The following is an 18,980-nucleotide window of genomic DNA, read 5'->3' as shown; positions in this document are numbered from 1 at the left end:
ATCGCCCAAACATTCGAATCCCCCTCGCTACGCCGTCCCCAAAAGCGGCGTCGATGCCTAATGACAAAACAGCCTTGACTAAGGCAATGCGATTAGACAACCGCTGCACACTTTTGCGCGACATGCTCTAATCGCCGTCCAATCATTGCAAAACTCGCAGCGGCCGCCCCGGAAGGAGAGATCAACCGTGGCGGCCGCCGCTTGACGGAGGCATGTCGCCTTCACGTCAATAATTGCATCCCGATCCGTTGGTCGGCGCAAAGCCGTAGTTGCAGGTGTTGCTCAGGCGCTGTGGCCGCTCGACCGAGCCGGTATAGCCGTCGAAGGCGCGTGCGGGATACCAATAGCCGTTAGAACTCTTGCGATAGCCGGCCCGGGCACTGCTGTAGCCGCGGTATCCGTTGAGAGACGGTATCTTGCTCTGCGCGACTTGTTGCAGCAGGCCTGGCGAGGCCATGACCGGCGGTATCGCCGGGTGGAGGGGCGCGGCGCCGACGGAGTCGATCCATGCCAGCGATGCAAATGTAATCAGGCTGGCTCGCAGTAAACTCTGTACTATTTTCTGCCTCATGGCGATTTCCCCGATGGCGCGGTGTTCGCCGAACCTGAACGGTGTCTGTCGCGTATCGCGCCCCGATGTCGATGAGGCCACAGGCTTTTCAGGATGTCGATTGCCCGAAAGGATGAAATCCGCAGTGCGGGCCACGCAAAAACGGATTCACCCGCTGCCGAGCGCGACGCCATAGATGCCATGAAATGCGAAGCCGCCCGACGCGTTCCGGACGCATCGGGCGGCTTTTATTCTCATCCGTCGGACGGATCAGATCAGTTCCATTCGCGGATATCGACGAAGTGGCCAGCGATCGCCGCTGCGGCCGCCATGGCCGGCGAGACGAGGTGGGTGCGGCCCTTGAAGCCCTGACGGCCTTCGAAGTTGCGGTTCGAAGTCGAGGCGCAACGTTCGCCCGGCTTCAGGCGGTCGTCGTTCATGGCAAGGCACATGGAGCAGCCCGGCTCGCGCCAGTCGAAACCGGCAGCCTTGAAGATCTTGTCGAGGCCTTCGGCTTCCGCCTGTTCCTTGACGAGGCCGGAGCCCGGAACGATCATGGCGTTGACGGTCGAGGCAACGGTCTTGCCTTCGACGACCTTGGCGACGGCGCGCAGGTCTTCGATGCGGCCGTTGGTGCAGGAACCGATGAAGACACGGTCGACGCTAATGTCGGTCATCGGCGTGCCCGGCTTCAGGCCCATATAGTCAAGCGCACGCCACTTGGAGGCACGCTTCGTCTCGTCCTGGATTTCATCGGGGTTCGGAACGGTGCCCTGAACGGAGACGACGTCCTCAGGCGAAGATCCCCAGGAGACGATCGGCGGCAGTTCGGCGGCGTTCAGCTTGACGATACGGTCGAAATGAGCGCCTTCGTCCGATTTCAGCGTGCTCCAGTAGGCGATCGCCTGTTCCAGCGCTTCGCCCTTGGGTGCGCGCGGCTTGCCCTTGATATATTCGAAGGTGATCTCGTCGGGGGCGATCAGGCCGGCGCGGGCGCCGCCTTCGATCGACATGTTGCAGATCGTCATGCGGCCTTCCATCGACAGGGCGCGGATCGCTTCGCCGGCATATTCGATGACATAGCCGGTGCCGCCTGCGGTGCCGATCTCGCCGATGATGGCGAGAACGATGTCCTTGGCGGTGACGCCTGCCGGCAGCTGGCCATCGACCTGCACCAGCATGTTCTTGGCTTTTTTCTGGATCAGCGTCTGGGTGGCGAGAACGTGCTCGACTTCAGACGTGCCGATGCCGTGGGCGAGAGAGCCGAAGGCGCCATGCGTGGAGGTATGGCTGTCGCCGCAGACGATCGTCATGCCCGGCAGGGTGAAGCCCTGTTCCGGCCCGATGATGTGGACGATGCCCTGGCGCTTATCATTTTCCGAATAATATTCGACGTTGAACTCGGCGGCATTCTTGGCGAGCTGCTCGACCTGAATGCGGCTTTCCTCGTTCTTGATGCCGAGATGGCGGTCGGCCGAGGTCGGAACGTTGTGGTCGACGACGGCGAGCGTCTTTTCCGGCGCGCGGACCTTGCGGCCGGACATGCGCAGGCCTTCGAAGGCCTGCGGCGAGGTGACTTCGTGGACCAGGTGGCGGTCGATGTAGAGAAGACAGGTTCCGTCTGCCTGTTCGTCGACCAGATGATCGTCCCAGATCTTGTCGTAGAGGGTACGCGGTGCGCTCATGGCGTTAAGTCCGTTTTTTGAAGCTTTGGAAAATCGGAAAAAGCGGATCAGGCTCCGCCGGCCGTCATTCGGTCAACGAAGTCGGCTGTTGAGCGCACCGGACACGCAGGCAAAGAACCGTGCCGGCAGGCGATAATGATCCTGCAGCACGAAAATATGCGCGCCAATGCAACTGAACTTGGATTCCATGGCGCTGGATATAGCGATTTTTGATCGAAACGGCAATTCGAATCGTGAGGCGGATTACCGCCGCGGCATCTGCTTCATCTTCTTCTCGATCCGCCGCAGCGCCAGCGACAGGCCGATCGTCAGGATCAGGTAGATATAGGTGACGATCGAATAGGTCTCGAAGAAGCGGAAGGAGCCGGAGGCATAGACCTTGCCCATCTGCGTGATGTCGGCGACACCGAGGACGGAGACGAGGGACGAATCCTTCACCATCGAGACGAAGTCGTTGGAAAGCGGCGGAAAGATCACCCGGATCGCCTGCGGGAAGACGACGAGCCGGAAGCGACGGTAGCGTGAGAGACCGAGCGACTTGGCCGCCTCGATCTGGCCGATATCGACCGACTGGAAACCGGCGCGGAAGATTTCCGCAATGAAGGAGGAATAGCCGATCATCAGCGCGAAGATCGCACGCCACATCAGCGACAGGTCGCGCACGAGGATCGGCTCGGCAATACCTGATTTCACCAAGGGGGTGATCATGAAATTATAGGCTGCAACGAGACCAGGTGCGCCGACGAAGGCGATGTAGAAGAGCAGCACCAGGATCGGAATGCCGCGGATGATCTCGATGTAGAAGCGGGCGATCTGGCGCAGCACGATGCTGTCCGCCAGGCCCAGCAGCGCGATACCGAGACCAAGCACCGTTGCCAGCACGAAGGCGACGAGTGTCACGAACACGGTAATGCCGGCGCCATTCACGACGGTCCGGAAGACCTGCGCGTAAATGTCGTTGGTGACGATCACGACGGCGAGAATGATGCCGATCAGAACGAGGACGGCCAGCCACCACGGGCGGTCGTCCTTCTCCTGTCGCGGGGATGGTGGTGGCGCCATCTGCGATCGCTCGGGGGATTATTCGCCCATCTTGTAGTCGAGGAACCACTTCTTGTTCAGCGCGTCGAAGGTGCCGTCGGCCTTCAGCGCTGCGATGGCGGCATTGACCGGGGCGACGAGATCGGAACCCTTCGGGAAGATGAAGCCGAAGTCCTCGGTGCCGAGCGGCTCTCCGACCACCTTCAAGGCGCCGTTCGAGGAATCGACATAGCCCTTGGCGGCGACGCTGTCGGTGAGGACGAGATCGACGTCGCCTGTTTTCAGCGCCTGCACGGTTGCGCCGAAGGTTTCGAAGAGCTTGATGCGCGGGTTCTGTTCGTTGCCCTCGAGGATTTCATAGACGGCAGTGTAGAAAGGCGAGGTGCCGGGCTGGGCGCCGATCAGGCCGTCCTTGAATTCACCGAAGGACTTGGCGTCGGTGAAGCGCTTCTCGTCTCCGCGCACCAGCATGAACTGCTGCGAGCGCAGATAGGGATCGGAAAAGTCCACCTTCTGCTTGCGGTCTTCCTTGATGGTGATGCCGGTCATGCCGATGTTGTACTGGCCATCGGAAACCGCCTGGATCATCGCGTCCCAGCTGGTGTTCTGATATTCGACCTTGAAATTCAGCCGCTTGGCGATTTCGTTCATCGCATCATATTCCCAGCCGATCGCCTTGCCGGATTTCGGATCGACGAATTGCAGCGGCGGATAGGCGTTCTCGGTGACGACGACGACGCTCTTGCCGCCGAGATCGGGCAGTTCGGCAGCCGATGCGGCGAAGGGCAGAAGAGAAAGGGCGGCGAAACTTGCAAGAACGGTACGGCGAAACAGCATGGAACGGCTCCAGAATTGAACGGGAAAATTGTCACGGAAGATAGGTGTGAGGCAAGGCCGCCGGCTGCACGGACGCGCAAAAAATAGAAAAGGCGATCCGAAGACCGCCTTTCCACGAACAGAATTTTGCGCAGATCTTATTCTGCTGCGGCTTCCGCTGCGGCAGCTGCTTCAGCAGCGGCCTTGGCTTCGGCGGCTTCTGCTGCTGCCTTTTCGGCGGCGAGCGCCTGGGCGGCTGCAACCTTTTCAGCTTCGATGCGTGCCTTTTCCTCGGCGATGGCGGCGCGCTCGGCGTCGTTGAGCTTGCGGGCGCGAACGCCGGTGTCTTCAACGATACGGGCGGACTTGCCGCGGCGATCACGGAGGTAGTAGAGCTTGGCGCGACGGACCTTACCGCGGCGAACGACGTCGACGCTTTCGATCATCGGCGAGTAAACCGGGAATACGCGCTCGACGCCTTCGCCGTAGGAGATCTTGCGGACCGTGAAGTTTTCCTGCAGGCCGCCGCCGGAGCGGGCGATGCAGACGCCTTCATAGGCCTGAACGCGGGTACGGCTACCTTCCGTGACCTTCACGTTGACGCGGACGGTGTCGCCCGGGGAGAATTCGGGGAGGGTGCGCTTGGCTTCGATCTTGGCGGCCTGTTCGGCCTCGAGCTGCTGAATGATGTTCATCGTCTTAACCTTTGGTTCTTCTGAAACAGCCAGAGCGCTCGACACTGATCCTTTGGGTTAGCCTCGGGATTTTGCCCTTTCAGGGCGGGAGCGGATTCGCCATTCTTTGTTTGCTGGCAGACGGGGCTAACCCCATTTCCGCGTGCGCCAATACACCAAAGGCCGGGGCTTGTCATCCCTCGCACGACATTTTTGTGAAAAGGCCGGCGAAATCAGCCGTTTTTCTCGGTTTTCGCGCTATCGAGCAGGTCCGGCCGCCGTTCCCGCGTCAGCCGCACCGCTTCCTGGTGGCGCCATTTCTCGATGGCGCCATGGTTGCCTGATGTCAAGATGGAGGGGATTTCCCGGCCTTCCCACTCCTGCGGCCTGGTATAATGCGGATGTTCCAGCAGCCCGCCTTCGAAGCTTTCGTGCAGGCCGGAAAGATCGTTGCCCATGACGCCGGGCAGGATGCGGATGATCGCATCGAGCAGGGTCAGGGCCGCCGGCTCGCCGCCCGACAGCACGTAGTCGCCGATCGAGACCTCTTCCAGACCGCGCGCCTCGATCACCCGCTGGTCGACCCCCTCGAAGCGGCCGCAGACGATGATGACGCCTTCGCCCGCTGCAAGTTCGCGCACGCGCTCCTGCGTCAGCGGCCGGCCGCGCGGGCTCATCAGCAGGCGCGGCCGCGCGTCATTTTCGCAGGCGCTGTCGATCGCGCGGGCGAGAACGTCTGGTTTCAGCACCATGCCGGCGCCGCCGCCGGCCGGGGTGTCGTCGACCGTGCGGTGCCTGTCGGTGGCGAAGTCGCGGATCTGGACCGCATCCAGCGCCCATTGCCCGCGCTCCATCGCCTTGCCGGCGAGCGAGAAGCCCAGATGTCCCGGAAACATCTCCGGATAGAGTGTCAGTACGCTCGCCCGGAAAACCATGGCGTCACTTCTTCTTTTTCGGCTTGTCCGGCGTGAATTTCGGAACCTCGTCCGGGTCGTCGACCAGTCCCGCCGCCAGCGGATCGATCAGCAGCGTGCCGGCTTCGAGGTCGATCTCCAGCACCGAGGCTTCCGAGAAAGGGATCAGCACCGGGCGCTTGCCCGGACCCTTGAGTTCCAGGAGATCGCCGGCGCCGAAATCGAAGACGCCGGTGACGGTGCCGTAGCTGGCGCCCTTGTCGTCCCGCGCCTCGAGCCCTTCGAGATCGGCATAGTAGAACTCGTCGTCCTCCAGTTCCTCGTCGGGCAGGTTGTCGCGCTCGATATAGAGTTCCAATCCGTTCAACGCCTCGGCTGCGTTGCGGTCGTTGATGCCGCGGAAGCGGACGACCACGACATTCTTCATCTCGCGGATTTCGAGGACTTCGAAGCTGCGTCCGTCCATGCTGTGCAGATGGCCGTAGTCGCCGAGCGCTGCCGGATCGGCCGTATAGGCCTTGGCGCGCACTTCGCCGCGCAGGCCCTGCGCGCCGCCGATCGTCGCCATCAGAACGGGGTTTTCAAGCTTTGTCATGGGTTCCTTCATGTGAAGCCGGAAAGACAGGCCTCTCATAAACGAAGTGCGGATAATTGGAAACGAAAACGGGCGGCATGTCGCCATGCCGCCCGTGGGATCAAGGGGATGTCCCGATTATTCCGCGGCGTCGGCAGCAGCGGCGGCGTCAGCGGCCTTCTGAGCCTTTTCAGCGGCGCGTTCCTGGGCGCGCTTGCCCGGCTTTGCCTTGATCGGGTTGTTCTTGGCTTCGCGCTTGGCAACGCCGGCTTCATTGAGGAAGCGCAGAACGCGGTCGGTCGGCTGGGCGCCGTTGTCGAGCCAGTGCTTGATGCGCTCGGCGTTCAGCTGAACGCGCTTCTCGTCGTCCTTGGCGAGCATCGGGTTCCAGGAACCGAGGTTTTCGAGGAAGCGGCCGTCACGCGGGCTGCGCGCATCGGCGAGAACGACGTGGTAGTACGGACGCTTCTTGGAGCCACCGCGGGCGAGACGAATTTTCAGTGCCATGTTCTTTACTCCTTAGGCTTTTCTTGACCGCTTCGTAGGGCGGTAGGGTTATCGGGCCGCGGCGCTCTGTTCAGCGTGATCCGCAGCGATCTGCTCATGATGCCGGATGACTTCCTTGATGACGAAGTTCAGGAACTTCTCGGCGAAATCCGGGTCCAGATTGGCGGCTTTCGCCAGCTGGCGAAGGCGTTCGATCTGGTATTCCTCGCGCGCCGGGTCGGCCGGCGGCAGATTGTATTTGGCCTTCAGCACGCCGACCTCTTTGGTGCAGCGGAAGCGTTCGGCCAGCATGTGCACGAGAGCGGCGTCGATATTGTCGATCGACTGACGATAGCTCGCGAGCTGGGCTTTGACGTTTGGATCAATCATGGGGCAAGCGATCCTTTCACTTCTTCTTCGGCAAGCCGGGCAAACCCGGGAAACCACCGCCAAGACCCGGCAGCTTCGCGCCGCCGAGGCCCGGCAAACCACCCGGCAGACCGCCGAGACCGGGCATACCCCCACCCGGCTTTCCAAGCCCCGCCGCTTCCGCCTGCTTCTGCAGGGCTTCGAGCTGGCGAGGATCGATATTCGAGAGATCGGGCATGCCGCCCATGCCGCCGCCAAGCCCCATCTTGCCGGCAAGGCCGCTCATCATCTGCTTCATCATGCCGCCTTTGCCCTTGCCGCCCATCATCTTCATCATGTCCGCCATCTGGCGGTGCATCTTCAGAAGCTTGTTGATGGCGGCGGCATCGGTGCCGGAGCCGGCGGCGATGCGCTTCTTGCGCGAATGCTTGAGCAGGTCGGGATTGGCGCGCTCGGCCTTGGTCATCGACTGGATGATGGCGATCTGGCGGCCGAAAAGCTTGTCGTCGAGGCCGGCTGCGGCCATCTTGTCCTTCATACCGGCCATGCCGGGCATCATGCCCATGATGCCGCCCATGCCGCCCATCTTCTGCATCTGGCGCAGCTGATCGGCGAGGTCGTCGAGATCGAATTTGCCCTTGGCCATCTTGGCGGCCATGGCGGCCGCCTTCTCGGCGTCGATGTTTTCAGCCGCGCGCTCGACGAGCGAAACGATGTCGCCCATGCCGAGAATGCGGTCGGCGATGCGGCGGGGATGGAACTCCTCGAGTTCGCTCATCTTCTCGCCGACGCCGATCAGCTTGATCGGCTTGCCGGTGACGGCGCGCATCGAAAGGGCCGCGCCGCCTCGGCCGTCGCCGTCCATGCGGGTCAGCACGAGGCCGGTGATGCCGACGCGTTCGTCGAAGTTGCGGGCGAGATTGACGGCGTCCTGGCCGGTGAGGCTATCGGCGACCAGCAGGATTTCATGCGGGTTCGACTTCTTCTTGATGTCGGCCATTTCGACCATCAAGGGCTCGTCGATATGGGTGCGGCCGGCGGTGTCGAGGATGACGACGTCATGGCCGCCGAGCTTGGCCGCCTGCACGGCGCGGGCGGCGATATCGGTCGGCGACTGGCCTGCTATAACAGGCAGTGTATCGATATTGGCCTGCGCGCCGAGTTGGCGAAGCTGCTCTTGCGCGGCCGGACGGCGCGTGTCGAGCGATGCCATCAGCACCTTTTTCTTGTCGCGCGTCGACAGCCGATTGGCGATCTTGGCCGTCGTCGTCGTCTTGCCCGAGCCCTGCAGGCCGACCATCATGACGACGACGGGGGCCGGCGCATGCAGATCGATGCCCACACCTTCGCCGCCCAGCATCTCGATCAGTTCGTCATGCACGATCTTGACGACCATCTGGCCGGGCTTGATCGACTTCAGGATCTCGGCGCCGACAGCCTTTTCACGCACGCGGTCGGTGAAGGAACGTACGACGTCGAGCGCGACGTCGGCTTCCAGCAACGCGCGGCGAACCTCGCGCAGCGCTGCGGAAACATCGGCTTCCGAAAGCGCGCCACGGCCTGTCAGTCCATTCAGAATGGAGCCAAGACGATCCTGGAGGTTTTCAAACATCGGCTCTTCCTTGATACGTTTCAGGCGGTTCGGTATGCCCGGAAACGTCGTGCTTTTCCTTGACGAAAACAAGACGCAAAGCCAAAAAGCACCCGAGGGCGCATCGCGCTGTCGGGTGTTGACCTCCGGGATCTCGAAGTCCCGGTCGGCGGCTCGGAGTCATGCGGCTCGTCGCGGATTGGGCGCGATAAACAGGAAAGCGGCGGGAAAGTCAAGGCGAATGCGTTGGAACGACCGCGTCGCGGGCTTTCGTTAGCCCATGTGACATGGATGTGCGCGGCTAAAATCCGGCTGGCAGTTCAAATTCGCCATAGCGGCCAGTTGCAAAATATTCTGCTTATGATTCTACTTTCTACTTAAGTGCATCCTGTAAAAATGATTCGTGAATATCCTTGATGCCGGATGATCCGGCGGAGATATCGAATGATCAATGCTGATATTGAAAGCTGGGCGCTGGCACGGGCCCACCATATTGTCCTCAACGAAGGCCTTAGTCTTGCAAAAGCGGCACAGGATCTGGACCGCAAACGGTCCCGCTCGCTGGTCTACGAGCTGAGAAAGGTCATCACCGCCGCGATCGTCGAAGCGCATGCCGCCTCCTTCGATCCTCAGGGTGTGCGCCCCGAAAGCTAAACACGACGATATGTGTTCAGCGCCCAAGTGTGGAGAGGCGCGAATGCCATCTCACGGGCAGGGTGCGGGCAGGCCCGCATTGCGCGGCAAGAACGGTGATGAGCCTGACGACGGATTTATTCGAAAGCGATTACTGCGGTTCGCTTCCGATCAGGACATTGCGGAGCATGTCTGTCATTGCGCCGGCTAGGTCCTCGGGTGCAGTGACGCGCAGGTTATGCTTGTAAAGACTGTCGGTCTCCCAATTGATCCCGATAGCTGCTAGCAGTATGCGATCATCTGCTTCTATGCGCGCAATAACGGTACGTAGATGATCGATCAAAAAATTGGGTCCGTTTTCATGCAGCGTGGAATCGTCGACGGGGGCGCCGTCCGAGAGGACTATCAGAATTTTGTGCTTCTCCGGCCTCTGATATAAGCGGCTTGCTGCCCACTCGAGCGCTTCGCCATCGACATTTTCCTTTAACAAGTCCCTTCGCAGCATGTCCTTGAGGACGTAGCCCAGCGCGGGTGGCCCTCTCTTATCTGCCGACCGATAAACGATGTGGAGCAAGTCGCATAAACGGCCCGGGTATTGAGGACTTCCTCGCCTCTTCCACAATCTACGTGATTGGCCTCCCTTCCAGTCTAATGTTGTAAAGCCCAAAATCTCTACCCGGTAACCGAGACGAGACAGGAAATCGCAAGCAATCTCTACCGTAGCCGCCGCCAATAGTATCGATTGGCCACGCATAGAGCCTGAATGATCTACTAGAATGGAAACGACAGTATCTTGTCGCTCATGTTCCGATGTCGCGTCTCTTATAGATCCCGTTGTTTCCAACGCCTGTAGGTTGGCCGTTGTGCGCCATGAATTGAGCGACGTTTCAAATGTCGTCCAAGCATCATCAAGTGCGGTTGCATCATCAGGGCTCAGCGGGGCCAATACCTCCTTCAGACGTGTTGCATCGACAACGACGTCGAAATCGCGTGTGAAAACCGAGTAAGTATCCGCGGCTTTTGACCCGGCTCTTTTTAGGGCCCGGTTGAATAATGATTTAAACATGATTGAGATCGAATTTCATTGGCGACAAGTTTCAATCGCGAGCCTATCGAATTTTTACCAGGTTTCAATCTTCTCCAAGGTTTTGAAGGAAGCCATTTGGATTCCGGAAGTTGCGTGATGGCATGCCGCGAGCCTTCCCCACTGGTAATTCCCTCGCGTTTCCGCCATATACAGCGGAAAGACGGACGGAATGATATCATGAGCGCAACGGTCGAATTCGCGAGGATGAACGGGCTTGGCAACAAGATCCTGGTCGTCGACATGCGTGGGCGGCCGGACAAGGTGACGCCTGTGGCGGCAATCGCGCTCAATGCCGATCCGCAGACCGAGTTCGACCAGATCATGGCGATCCATGATCCGAAGGCCGACGGCACCGACGCTTTCATCGATATTCTGAATTCCGACGGCTCGAAGGCGCAGGCCTGCGGCAACGGCACGCGCTGCGTCGTGCAGGCGCTTGCCGCCGAAACCGGAAAGAAGGCCTTCACCTTCCAGACGGTCGCCGGCATCCTCAACGCCGTCGAGCACGAGGACGGGACGATCTCCGTCGATATGGGCCGGCCGGTCTTCGATTGGAACAGAATCCCGCTGGCGGAAGAATTCCACGATACGAGCCGCATCGAACTGCAGATCGGCCCGATCGACAATCCGGTGCTGCATTCGCCCTCGGCAATGTCGATGGGCAATCCGCACGCGATCTTCTGGGTGGACAGGGACGTGATGTCCTATGATCTCGCCCGCTTCGGGCCGCTGCTCGAAAACCATCCGATGTTTCCGGAGCGCGCCAATATCACGCTGGCGCAGGTGACGTCTCCGACATCGGTGACGACGCGCACGTGGGAGCGCGGCGCGGGACTGACGCTTGCCTGCGGTTCGGCCGCCTGTTCGGCCGCCGTCAGCGCGGCGCGCACCGGCCGCACCAGCCGCAAGGTCACGATCAACGTGGCAAGCGCCAAGCCGCCGGCGACACTTTCCATCGAATGGCGCGAGCGTGACGATCACGTCATCATGACGGGACCGGCGGAATGGGAATGGTCGGGCCGGGTCGATCCTTCGACCGGCCTCTGGTCGCGCGACGGCACCCGAGAGGTCGAGGCGCAGTGAGCGGTATCGAGGTCATTACCTTCGGCTGCCGCCTCAACACATATGAATCCGAAGTGATGAAGGCGCAGGCCGAGAAGGCCGGGCTCAACAACGCCATCCTGGTCAATACCTGCGCCGTAACCGGCGAGGCCGTGCGCCAGGCCCGCCAGGCGATCCGCCGGGCGCGGCGCGACAATCCGCATGCGCGCATCATCGTCACCGGCTGCGCCGCGCAGACGGAAAAACAAACCTTCGCCGCCATGGCCGAGGTCGATGCGGTGCTCGGCAACGAGGAGAAGCTGACGAGCGCCTCTTATCGCAGCCTGCCGGATTTCGGCGTTTCGGCCGAAGAGAAGCTCCGCGTCAACGATATCATGAGCGTCAAGGCGACGGCGCCGCAGATGGTCAGGCACATCGACGGCCACGTGCGCGCCTTCATTCAGGTGCAGAACGGCTGCGACCATCGCTGCACCTTCTGCATCATCCCCTATGGCCGCGGCAATTCCCGCTCCGTGCCGATGGGTGCGGTCGTCGATCAGGCGCGCAAACTCGCAGACAGCGGTTATCGCGAGATCGTGCTGACCGGGGTCGACGCCACCAGCTATGGTGCCGATCTGCCGGGCGCGCCGACGCTCGGCCTTCTGGCGAAGACGCTGCTGAAACAGCTCCCTGAAATCCGTCGTCTGCGGCTTTCCTCGATCGACAGCATCGAGGCCGACGCCCATCTGATGGACCTCATTGCCGACGAGCCGCGTTTCATGCCGCATCTGCATCTATCGCTGCAGCATGGCGACGACATGATCCTGAAGCGGATGAAGCGCCGGCATTCGCGCGCCGATGCGCTGCGTTTCATCGAGGAAGCGCGCCGCCTTCGCCCTGAAATGAGCTTCGGCGCCGATATGATCGCCGGTTTCCCGACGGAAACGGAAGAGATGTTCGCCAATACAGTGCGGCTCGCCGAAGAGGCTGGCATCGCGCATCTGCACGTTTTCCCCTACAGCCCGCGTCCCGGCACGCCCGCCGCCCGCATGCCGCAGCTCGACCGGTCGCTCATCAAGGATCGCGCCGCACGGTTGCGCGCCACTGGACATAGGCTGCATCAATGCCATCTCGATGGCATGATCGGCACCCGGCAGTGGCTGCTTGTCGAAAACAACGGCCTGGCGCATACGGAAAACTTCACGTTGGTGGCAGCCGCCGGACTTTGTCCCGGCGAACTTGTGCCGGCCACGATCACCGGCCACAATGGCAAGCATCTCGACATGCAATTGACGGCCGCAGCGGCCTGACTTTCACGGAATCTCCATGGCGCTCAGTTTCATCAAAAAGGTCTTCACCTTCGGCAAGCCGGCTGAAGAGCCCGTGCCTGAAGCCGTCGAAAGGGAGCTCGAGCCGCGCTCGCGCGACGAAGACCTGCCGATTGCGGATGATCCCGTTCTTCCCGAGGAAATGGAGACTGCGGGCGGCCCTGCTGCCGATATCGTGCAGGACGCTGGGGAAGAGCCCGCGATCCTGCCGGCTTCGGACCAGCTGAGCGACATGGGCGTCGTGCCGTTGTCGCTGCTGGAGGCCGAGGCGGAAGCGGAGGAAGATACCCCCCCTACCCTGCCGGGCGTCCCCCCCACAGGTGGGGGGACTAGGAGTGCGGAGACCGATCGCCAGGCAATCGATGGCGAAGATCACCCTGCTGCCGCCTTGCGGGATTCGGTAGATGTGACGCAAGACATCGCCACGAGTTTCCCCCCACCTGTGGGGGGGATGCCCGGCAGGGTAGGGGAGGAGGCCGAGGACCGCGACATTTCGGTCGAAACACCCCTGCCGTCACCGGAGTCGATGGAAGCGGCGCCAGCTGTTGAGCCCATCCTTCCCAAAGGCTTCGCCACCGGCCCGAAGGTCGCCGAACCCGAACCCGTTCTCCCGCAGCCGAAGCTCAGCTGGTTCCAGCGCCTGCGCAACGGCCTCGCACGCACCTCCTCGCAGCTCACCGGCCAGATCACCGCGCTCTTCACCAAGCGCAAACTCGACGACGAGACGCTGCAGGATCTCGAAGACCTGCTGATCCAGGCCGACCTCGGCGTCGAGACGGCGCTGCGTGTCACCGATACGCTGGCTTCCGAGCGCTACGGCAAGGATGTGACCGGCGAGGATGTGAGCCGGATCATGGCGTCCGAAATCGCCAAGGTGCTGAAACCGGTCGCCAAGCCGCTGCAGCTCGACCTTTCGCACAAGCCGCATGTCATCCTCGTCGTCGGCGTCAACGGCACCGGCAAGACGACGACGATCGGCAAGCTCGCGGCCAAGCTCTCCGGCGCCGGGCTGAAGGTGATGCTGGCCGCCGGCGATACGTTCCGCGCGGCGGCGATCGAGCAGCTGAAGATCTGGGCCGAGCGGACCAATTCCGAGTTCATCGGCACCAAGCTCGGCGCCGATGCCGCGGGCCTCGCCTACGACGCCTTCGAACAGGCGAAGGCTAGGAAATGCGACGTGCTGATCGTCGATACCGCCGGCCGCCTGCAGAACAAGGCCGAGCTGATGGCCGAGCTGGAGAAGATCGTGCGCGTGCTCGGCAAGCTCGATCCCGATGCGCCGCATACGGTGCTGCAGACGCTCGACGCCACGACGGGGCAGAATGCGCTGAGCCAGGTCGAGATCTTCCGCAACGTCGCTGGCGTCAACGGGTTGATCATGACCAAGCTCGACGGCACGGCGCGCGGCGGCATCCTCGTTGCGATCTCCGCCAAGCACAAGCTGCCGGTCTATTTCATCGGCGTCGGCGAGGGTGTCGACGATCTGGAGCCCTTCGAGGCCGAGGATTTCGCCCATGCCATTGCCGGGCTTGGGCAATGATGCCACAGATATGCCGCCGAAAGCCTGCAAGGGACGGTCGGGAAACAGGTTTTCAGGAATAGCAGGTTCGAAGAACGCATGACCACCGAAAGCGATATCACGCCGTCCGCGGCCGACCGCCATCATCCGATGCTGAAACTGGCGCTGGAACTCGGGCCGCTGCTGATCTTCTTCTTTGCCAATCTGCGCGGTCAGTGGCTGGTGGAAAAATTTCCCGCCCTTTCCGAACTGGGCGGCCCGCTGTTCGTCGCAACCGCGCTCTTCATGGGGGCGACGGTGATTTCGCTCGTGGTTTCGAAGATCGTGCTCGGCCACCTGCCCATCATGCCGTTCGTTTCCGGCATCGTCGTCGTCATCTTCGGCTCGCTGTCGATCTGGCTGCAGAACGAGACCTTCATCAAGATGAAGCCGACCATCGTCAACGCGCTGTTCGGGGTCGCGCTGCTCGGCGGGCTCGCCTTCGGCAAGTCGCTGCTCGGCTATGTCTTCAATGCCGCCTTCCAGCTCGACGCCGAGGGCTGGCGCAAGCTCACCATCCGCTGGGGCATCTTCTTCCTGTTTCTCGCCGTGCTGAACGAGGTCGTCTGGCGCAATTTTTCGGACGATACCTGGGTCGCCTTCAAGGTCTGGGGCACGATGCCGATCACCATCATCTTCACGCTGGCACAGATGCCGCTGGTGCTGAAGCACAGCCTCAACCCCGAAACGGATGGTGAAAAGTGAGTGCTGCAGACGCCGAATATCGGGTAAAGAACCAGACATTCTGGTTCGTCGCCTGCCTCGCGGTCCTGGTCGCCCAGACCGTCGCCGAACATCTGATGGGCCGCGTGCCGATCTGCGCCTGCGGTTATGTCAAGCTGTGGGAGGGCGGGGTCAATACCAGCGGCAATTCGCAGCATCTGTCGGACTGGTACACCCCGTCGCATATCATTCACGGCTTCCTGTTCTACGGGCTCGGCCATCTCGTCCTGCGCCGCAAGCCGCTGGCGGCAAAGCTGCTTCTGGCGCTGTTCATCGAATCCGGCTGGGAACTCTTGGAAAATTCACCTCTCATCATCGACCGCTACCGCACGGCGACGATCGCGCTCGACTATTACGGCGACAGCATCCTGAACTCGGCGACGGACACCGTCTTCATGTGCCTCGGCTTCTTCTTCGCCTGGCGCGCGCCGGTGGCGCTGACGGTGGCGATCGCCATCTTTTTCGAGATTTTCACGGGTTATGTGATCCGCGACAACCTCACGCTCAATGTGGTGATGCTGATCTGGCCGGTCGAGGCGATCAAGGTTTGGCAGGGCGGGGTTTAGACTTACGAAGCCGGCTTCCCCAGTGCCTTTTCCATCGCCGGAAACAGCCCTTCCTTCAGGCTGATATCGTCGAAGGGGCCGACGCGCTTGTAGAGGATGGTGCCGTCAGGGCCGACGAGGTAGCTTTCCGGAATGCCGTAGACACCCCAGTCGATCGCTGCCTTGCCGTTCGGGTCGACGCCGATCGCCTTATAGGGGTTGCCGAGTTCGCCGAGGAAGCGCAGGGCGTTCTCGTTCTTGTCCTTGTAATTGATGGCGACGATGTTCAGCCGGCCGTCTTTCGCCAGTTCCTTCAGAATGGGGTGCTCGTCGCGGCAGGGGACGCACCAGGAGGCGAAGACGTTGACGAGCGTCAGCTTGCCTTTGACCGCTGCATCGGTCAGCGCCGGCAGGTTCGCGCCGTCGAGCGGCGGCAGGTTCAGCGACGGCGCCTTGGTGCCGATCAGGGCGGAAGGGATTTCGGCGATGTTCTTGCCGTGAAAATCCTGGTCGTAGAGCATCTTCGCGGCCGTCGCGGCAATGCCGCCGAAAACGATCAGCGGCAGAAGCGCCAGCGCATAGCTGCCGCGCCCGCGCGGCTTGGCGGTGGTGGTCTCAGGCTTCTCGTTCATTCGCCGTCCTTTGCGCGCGCCGAGCGGCGGCGGATGCCGGCGGCTTCGAGCGCCGCGAGTTCGCGCCGGCGCGCCCGGCCGTCGGCCCAGGTCCATAGGATGACGGCAACGGTCACCAGGGCTGCGATGCCATAGGATGCGTAGACATAGAAGGCGTGCGTCACGGCCTATTCCTCCCGGCTGGCCATGCGGGCGGCGAGACGGCGCTGGGCGGCGATGCGGCGGCGCCAGATCTCGTTTCTCATCGCCATGATGTGCAGGGTGAAGAAGAGCAGCGTGAAGGCGATCGCCATGACGAAAAGCGGGCGCAGGAATTCCGGATCGATCGCCGGGCCGTCGAGGCGCATCACGCTTGCCGGCTGATGCAGCGTGTTCCACCAGTCGACCGAGAACTTGATGATCGGGATGTTGACGAAGCCGACCAGGATCAGCACGGCGGAGACGCGCGCCGCCTTTGACGGATCGTCGATGGCGCGGCTGAGCGCAATCAGTCCAAGATACATCAGGAAGAGAATGAAGACGGAGGTCAGCCTGGCATCCCAGACCCACCAGGTACCCCACATCGGCTTGCCCCAGAGCGAGCCGGTGATGAGGGCAAGCAGGGTGAAGGCGGCGCCGAGCGGGGCTGCGGCCTTGGCGGAGACATCGGCGAGCGGATGGCGCCAGACCAGCGTGCCGATCGCCGAGACGCTCATGATCGTGTAGCACATCATCGAAAGCCAGGCCGCGGGCACGTGGATATACATGATGCGCACGGTCTCGCCCTGCTGATAATCGCCTTCGGTGGCGAAGCTCAGATAAAGGCCGGCCGCAAAACAGAGGGCGGTGATGCCGGCCATCCAGGGAATGATGCGCGCCGCCAGCGCCAGAAACCGCGTCGGGTTGGCGAGATCGCTGAATTTGCTGATGGCAAGGCTCGGTTGGCTCATGAGCGCTTCCTTACCTTGATCCGGCTTTTCCCGCAATCGAATGCCAATCAATCCGCCGTGTTTCGTAGTGCAAGGGCGGCGGCGGCCGGGCCGATGACCGCGAAGAAGAGTGTGAGCGCGATGAGGATCAGGAAGGGCGGCAGGAACGGCGCCGGCTCCTCGACCGCGGCATAGGTGGCGCTGACGCCGAAGATCAGCACGGGGATGGTCAGCGGCAGCACGAGGATCGAGACCAGAAGGCCGCCGCGGGGCAGGGCGACGGCGACGGCAGCGCCGACGGCGCCGATGAAGGTGATGGCAGGCGAGCCGACGAAGAGGGTCAGCATGGTGGCGCCGATCGCCGTCTCGTCCATGTTCATGAACAGGCCGAGCAGCGGCGAGGCGATGACCAGCGGCAGGCTGGTGGCCGTCCAATGGGCAAAGCATTTGACGAGCACGGTCAGGACGAGCGGCGCTTCCTGCATCAGCATCAGGTCGAGCGATCCGTCGTCGCGCTCGGCCTGGAACAGGCGATCGAGGCCGAGAAGGGCGGCCAGCAGCGCGCCGATCCAGACGATGGCCGGGCCGATGCGGGAGAGAAGCTTGAGGTCGGGGCCGACGCCGAAGGGGATGACGGCGACGATCGTGAGGAAGAACAGCACGCCGATCAACGCGCCGCCGCCGGCGCGGATCGAGAGTTTGAGATCGCGGAGGAAGAGGGCGGTCATGCGGGGTGGTTTTCCTTGGCAGGTGCAGAAGACCGCGCGTCGTGAGTGGCTGAAAACCCCTCCCCAACCCCTCCCCACAAGGGGGAGGGGCTCAACCGCGGCTCGCCGCGGCGGCCAAAAGCGAAGGTTTTGCAGGTTGCTGATGTTCTGTTTACCGTGGAGGCTGGATTTGAAAGAGACCGTGCGGCAAAGTAGCCCCTCCCCCTTGTGGGGAGGGGTTGGGGAGGGGTCTTCATTTCATGTCCTCGCAAATACCCGCAAACCATCACCCCCATACTCCGTGATCCACGCCGGCAAAGCCCGTCATCTTCATTTCCTGTACATTCTTCAGCCCCAGTGGCTGGTGCGTCGCGGCCAGTACGATGCCGCCCTTGGCCAGGTGCGCCTCGATCAGTCCTGCGAACAGCCGGTCGGCGCTCGCGTCCAGCGCCGCTGTGGGTTCGTCGAGAATCCATATCGGCCGGTGAGCGACGAGCAGTTTGGCGAAGGCGAAGCGGCGCTGCTGGCCGGCGGAGAGATAGCCGAAGGGAAGGTGGGTGATGCCTGCGAGGCCGACGGCTTCGGCGGCGTCTTCGAGAGGGAGACCGGTGGTGCCTGGGCTGCCGAGGAAGGATCGCCAGAAGTCCAGGTTCTCTGCAACCGTAAGTTCACCCTTCATCGCATTTCGATGGCCGAGGTAGTGGCTGGCCTCACCGGGATGGCGGCCTTGTGGGCTCTCTTCGTCGCGGAAGATCACAGTGCCTTTTTCCGGCCTGAGGAGACCGGCGACAACGCGCAGCAAAGTGGACTTTCCCGATCCATTTTTGCCGGTCAGGACGAGCGCCTCTCCTGCCGCCAAGCGAAAGGAAACGTTAACGAAAATCAAATCCTCACCGCGCCTGGCAGCCAGATTTTCGGCGGTGAGATGCATGCGTCTGCTCTTTCTTCGTTGCTGCTTGCGGCGGGGTCAAAAAATGTCAGATTTTGATCGTTCTCGGGTATGGCAAGTTTTTAGGAAATTATCTATAAGACCGGCAACCACGCCAGCGGTCGGCGTGAATTTCATCCTTGCGCCGAACTTGGAGCGTCTGCTCCACGTGCGGACAGCGGAAATGGCC

General features: G+C 61.9%; 22 protein-coding genes. 6 read left to right on the top strand and 16 right to left on the bottom strand.

Going from position 1 to position 18,980, the window contains the following annotated elements:
* Nucleotides 1–226: 226 nt before the first annotated feature.
* The 10 genes from ATY78_RS10135 to ffh all read right to left on the bottom strand — a co-directional run bounded on the left by ATY78_RS10135 (nt 227) and on the right by ffh (nt 8,721).
* A complete protein-coding gene (locus ATY78_RS10135; protein WP_088682205.1) occupies nt 227–571 on the bottom strand; it encodes a cell surface protein in 345 nt (114 codons plus the stop codon).
* A 254-nt stretch (nt 572–825) separates the two neighbouring features.
* Entirely contained in the window at nt 826–2,235 is a 1,410-nt protein-coding gene (leuC, locus tag ATY78_RS10130; protein ID WP_088682204.1) for a 3-isopropylmalate dehydratase large subunit, read from the bottom strand.
* Nucleotides 2,236–2,478: 243 nt separating this feature from the next.
* A complete protein-coding gene (locus ATY78_RS10120; protein WP_088682203.1) occupies nt 2,479–3,297 on the bottom strand; it encodes an amino acid ABC transporter permease in 819 nt (272 codons plus the stop codon).
* 18 nt (nt 3,298–3,315) lie between these two features.
* Nucleotides 3,316–4,113, bottom strand: coding sequence for a basic amino acid ABC transporter substrate-binding protein (locus ATY78_RS10115; RefSeq protein ID WP_088682202.1), 798 nt, complete (start codon nt 4,111–4,113; stop codon nt 3,316–3,318).
* 137 nt (nt 4,114–4,250) lie between these two features.
* Complete coding sequence (rplS, locus tag ATY78_RS10110; protein WP_088682201.1) at nt 4,251–4,787, bottom strand: 50S ribosomal protein L19; 537 nt, start codon at nt 4,785–4,787, stop codon at nt 4,251–4,253.
* A 212-nt stretch (nt 4,788–4,999) separates the two neighbouring features.
* Entirely contained in the window at nt 5,000–5,701 is a 702-nt protein-coding gene (gene trmD, locus ATY78_RS10105) for a tRNA (guanosine(37)-N1)-methyltransferase TrmD (protein ID WP_088682200.1), read from the bottom strand.
* 4 nt (nt 5,702–5,705) lie between these two features.
* A complete protein-coding gene (rimM, locus tag ATY78_RS10100; RefSeq protein ID WP_088682214.1) occupies nt 5,706–6,275 on the bottom strand; it encodes a ribosome maturation factor RimM in 570 nt (189 codons plus the stop codon).
* A gap of 117 nt (nt 6,276–6,392) precedes the next feature.
* Nucleotides 6,393–6,761 (bottom strand): 30S ribosomal protein S16, encoded by a 369-nt coding sequence (gene rpsP, locus ATY78_RS10095; protein WP_011427150.1) that lies wholly within the window; start codon nt 6,759–6,761, stop codon nt 6,393–6,395.
* A 48-nt stretch (nt 6,762–6,809) separates the two neighbouring features.
* A complete protein-coding gene (locus ATY78_RS10090; protein ID WP_003543666.1) occupies nt 6,810–7,130 on the bottom strand; it encodes a chorismate mutase in 321 nt (106 codons plus the stop codon).
* A 16-nt stretch (nt 7,131–7,146) separates the two neighbouring features.
* Nucleotides 7,147–8,721 carry a signal recognition particle protein gene (ffh, locus tag ATY78_RS10085; protein ID WP_088682199.1) on the bottom strand — a complete coding sequence of 525 codons (1,575 nt, stop codon included), beginning with the start codon at nt 8,719–8,721 and terminating at the stop codon, nt 7,147–7,149.
* Between the two features lie 402 nt (nt 8,722–9,123).
* Between ffh and ATY78_RS10080 the strand changes: the two genes are divergently transcribed.
* Nucleotides 9,124–9,354: a hypothetical protein gene (locus tag ATY78_RS10080; protein ID WP_190237429.1), complete on the top strand. Its 231-nt coding sequence runs from the start codon at nt 9,124–9,126 to the stop codon at nt 9,352–9,354.
* Nucleotides 9,355–9,484: 130 nt separating this feature from the next.
* Here ATY78_RS10080 and ATY78_RS10075 read toward each other — a convergent pair whose 3' ends face one another.
* Nucleotides 9,485–10,399, bottom strand: a complete 915-nt coding sequence (locus tag ATY78_RS10075; protein WP_088682197.1) for a cobalamin biosynthesis protein CobT — start codon at nt 10,397–10,399, stop codon at nt 9,485–9,487.
* Between the two features lie 198 nt (nt 10,400–10,597).
* On the opposite strand from ATY78_RS10075, the gene dapF reads away from it, so the two are divergent.
* The 5 genes from dapF (at nt 10,598) to ATY78_RS10050 (ending at nt 15,636) form a co-directional block, all read left to right on the top strand.
* Nucleotides 10,598–11,503, top strand: a complete 906-nt coding sequence (gene dapF / locus ATY78_RS10070) for a diaminopimelate epimerase (RefSeq protein WP_088682196.1) — start codon at nt 10,598–10,600, stop codon at nt 11,501–11,503.
* The gene (gene mtaB, locus ATY78_RS10065; protein WP_088682195.1) at nt 11,500–12,771 is read left to right on the top strand and encodes a tRNA (N(6)-L-threonylcarbamoyladenosine(37)-C(2))-methylthiotransferase MtaB; all 1,272 of its coding nucleotides are present in this window, start codon (nt 11,500–11,502) and stop codon (nt 12,769–12,771) included. The genes dapF and mtaB overlap by 4 nt, the downstream gene beginning before the upstream one ends.
* 16 nt (nt 12,772–12,787) lie before the next feature.
* The gene (ftsY, locus tag ATY78_RS10060) at nt 12,788–14,329 is read left to right on the top strand and encodes a signal recognition particle-docking protein FtsY (RefSeq protein WP_088682194.1); all 1,542 of its coding nucleotides are present in this window, start codon (nt 12,788–12,790) and stop codon (nt 14,327–14,329) included.
* A 78-nt stretch (nt 14,330–14,407) separates the two neighbouring features.
* Nucleotides 14,408–15,052, top strand: a complete 645-nt coding sequence (locus tag ATY78_RS10055; protein WP_088682193.1) for a septation protein A — start codon at nt 14,408–14,410, stop codon at nt 15,050–15,052.
* Nucleotides 15,049–15,636 carry a DUF2585 domain-containing protein gene (locus ATY78_RS10050; RefSeq protein WP_088682192.1) on the top strand — a complete coding sequence of 196 codons (588 nt, stop codon included), beginning with the start codon at nt 15,049–15,051 and terminating at the stop codon, nt 15,634–15,636. Before ATY78_RS10055 ends, ATY78_RS10050 begins: the two co-directional genes overlap by 4 nt.
* A gap of 2 nt (nt 15,637–15,638) precedes the next feature.
* Here the strand turns inward: ATY78_RS10050 and ATY78_RS10045 are convergent, their stop codons facing one another.
* The 5 genes from ATY78_RS10045 to ccmA form a co-directional block, all read right to left on the bottom strand.
* Nucleotides 15,639–16,247 carry a DsbE family thiol:disulfide interchange protein gene (locus ATY78_RS10045; protein ID WP_088682191.1) on the bottom strand — a complete coding sequence of 203 codons (609 nt, stop codon included), beginning with the start codon at nt 16,245–16,247 and terminating at the stop codon, nt 15,639–15,641.
* Nucleotides 16,244–16,411, bottom strand: coding sequence for a heme exporter protein CcmD (gene ccmD, locus ATY78_RS10040; protein ID WP_088682190.1), 168 nt, complete (start codon nt 16,409–16,411; stop codon nt 16,244–16,246). Before ccmD ends, ATY78_RS10045 begins: the two co-directional genes overlap by 4 nt.
* 3 nt (nt 16,412–16,414) lie before the next feature.
* The gene (locus ATY78_RS10035) at nt 16,415–17,176 is read right to left on the bottom strand and encodes a heme ABC transporter permease (RefSeq protein ID WP_088682189.1); all 762 of its coding nucleotides are present in this window, start codon (nt 17,174–17,176) and stop codon (nt 16,415–16,417) included.
* A gap of 47 nt (nt 17,177–17,223) precedes the next feature.
* Entirely contained in the window at nt 17,224–17,883 is a 660-nt protein-coding gene (gene ccmB / locus ATY78_RS10030) for a heme exporter protein CcmB (RefSeq protein ID WP_088682188.1), read from the bottom strand.
* Between the two features lie 265 nt (nt 17,884–18,148).
* Nucleotides 18,149–18,793 carry a heme ABC exporter ATP-binding protein CcmA gene (gene ccmA / locus ATY78_RS10020; protein WP_088682186.1) on the bottom strand — a complete coding sequence of 215 codons (645 nt, stop codon included), beginning with the start codon at nt 18,791–18,793 and terminating at the stop codon, nt 18,149–18,151.
* Between the last annotated feature and the right edge of the window lie 187 nt (nt 18,794–18,980).

Source organism: Rhizobium sp. R635, assembly GCF_002211285.1.
Lineage (GTDB): Bacteria > Pseudomonadota > Alphaproteobacteria > Rhizobiales > Rhizobiaceae > Rhizobium.
This window is presented reverse-complemented; position numbering and strand designations above follow the sequence as displayed.

What these genes read in the sequence shown, in the direction of transcription:
- trmD (WP_088682200.1), bottom strand. Translation starts at nt 5,701, where the DNA reads ATGGTTTTCCGGGCGAGCGTACTGACACTCTATCCGGAGATGTTTCCG.
- ATY78_RS10080 (WP_190237429.1), top strand. Translation starts at nt 9,124, where the DNA reads ATGATCCGGCGGAGATATCGAATGATCAATGCTGATATTGAAAGCTGG.
- ffh (WP_088682199.1), bottom strand. Translation starts at nt 8,721, where the DNA reads ATGTTTGAAAACCTCCAGGATCGTCTTGGCTCCATTCTGAATGGACTG.
- ccmA (WP_088682186.1), bottom strand. Translation starts at nt 18,793, where the DNA reads ATGCATCTCACCGCCGAAAATCTGGCTGCCAGGCGCGGTGAGGATTTG.
- leuC (WP_088682204.1), bottom strand. Translation starts at nt 2,235, where the DNA reads ATGAGCGCACCGCGTACCCTCTACGACAAGATCTGGGACGATCATCTG.
- rpsP (WP_011427150.1), bottom strand. Translation starts at nt 6,761, where the DNA reads ATGGCACTGAAAATTCGTCTCGCCCGCGGTGGCTCCAAGAAGCGTCCG.
- ATY78_RS10115 (WP_088682202.1), bottom strand. Translation starts at nt 4,113, where the DNA reads ATGCTGTTTCGCCGTACCGTTCTTGCAAGTTTCGCCGCCCTTTCTCTT.
- ftsY (WP_088682194.1), top strand. Translation starts at nt 12,788, where the DNA reads ATGGCGCTCAGTTTCATCAAAAAGGTCTTCACCTTCGGCAAGCCGGCT.
- ATY78_RS10135 (WP_088682205.1), bottom strand. Translation starts at nt 571, where the DNA reads ATGAGGCAGAAAATAGTACAGAGTTTACTGCGAGCCAGCCTGATTACA.
- ATY78_RS10035 (WP_088682189.1), bottom strand. Translation starts at nt 17,176, where the DNA reads ATGAGCCAACCGAGCCTTGCCATCAGCAAATTCAGCGATCTCGCCAAC.
- ATY78_RS10090 (WP_003543666.1), bottom strand. Translation starts at nt 7,130, where the DNA reads ATGATTGATCCAAACGTCAAAGCCCAGCTCGCGAGCTATCGTCAGTCG.
- ATY78_RS10075 (WP_088682197.1), bottom strand. Translation starts at nt 10,399, where the DNA reads ATGTTTAAATCATTATTCAACCGGGCCCTAAAAAGAGCCGGGTCAAAA.
- rimM (WP_088682214.1), bottom strand. Translation starts at nt 6,275, where the DNA reads ATGACAAAGCTTGAAAACCCCGTTCTGATGGCGACGATCGGCGGCGCG.
- ccmB (WP_088682188.1), bottom strand. Translation starts at nt 17,883, where the DNA reads ATGACCGCCCTCTTCCTCCGCGATCTCAAACTCTCGATCCGCGCCGGC.
- ATY78_RS10055 (WP_088682193.1), top strand. Translation starts at nt 14,408, where the DNA reads ATGACCACCGAAAGCGATATCACGCCGTCCGCGGCCGACCGCCATCAT.
- dapF (WP_088682196.1), top strand. Translation starts at nt 10,598, where the DNA reads ATGAGCGCAACGGTCGAATTCGCGAGGATGAACGGGCTTGGCAACAAG.
- rplS (WP_088682201.1), bottom strand. Translation starts at nt 4,787, where the DNA reads ATGAACATCATTCAGCAGCTCGAGGCCGAACAGGCCGCCAAGATCGAA.
- ATY78_RS10045 (WP_088682191.1), bottom strand. Translation starts at nt 16,247, where the DNA reads ATGAACGAGAAGCCTGAGACCACCACCGCCAAGCCGCGCGGGCGCGGC.
- ATY78_RS10120 (WP_088682203.1), bottom strand. Translation starts at nt 3,297, where the DNA reads ATGGCGCCACCACCATCCCCGCGACAGGAGAAGGACGACCGCCCGTGG.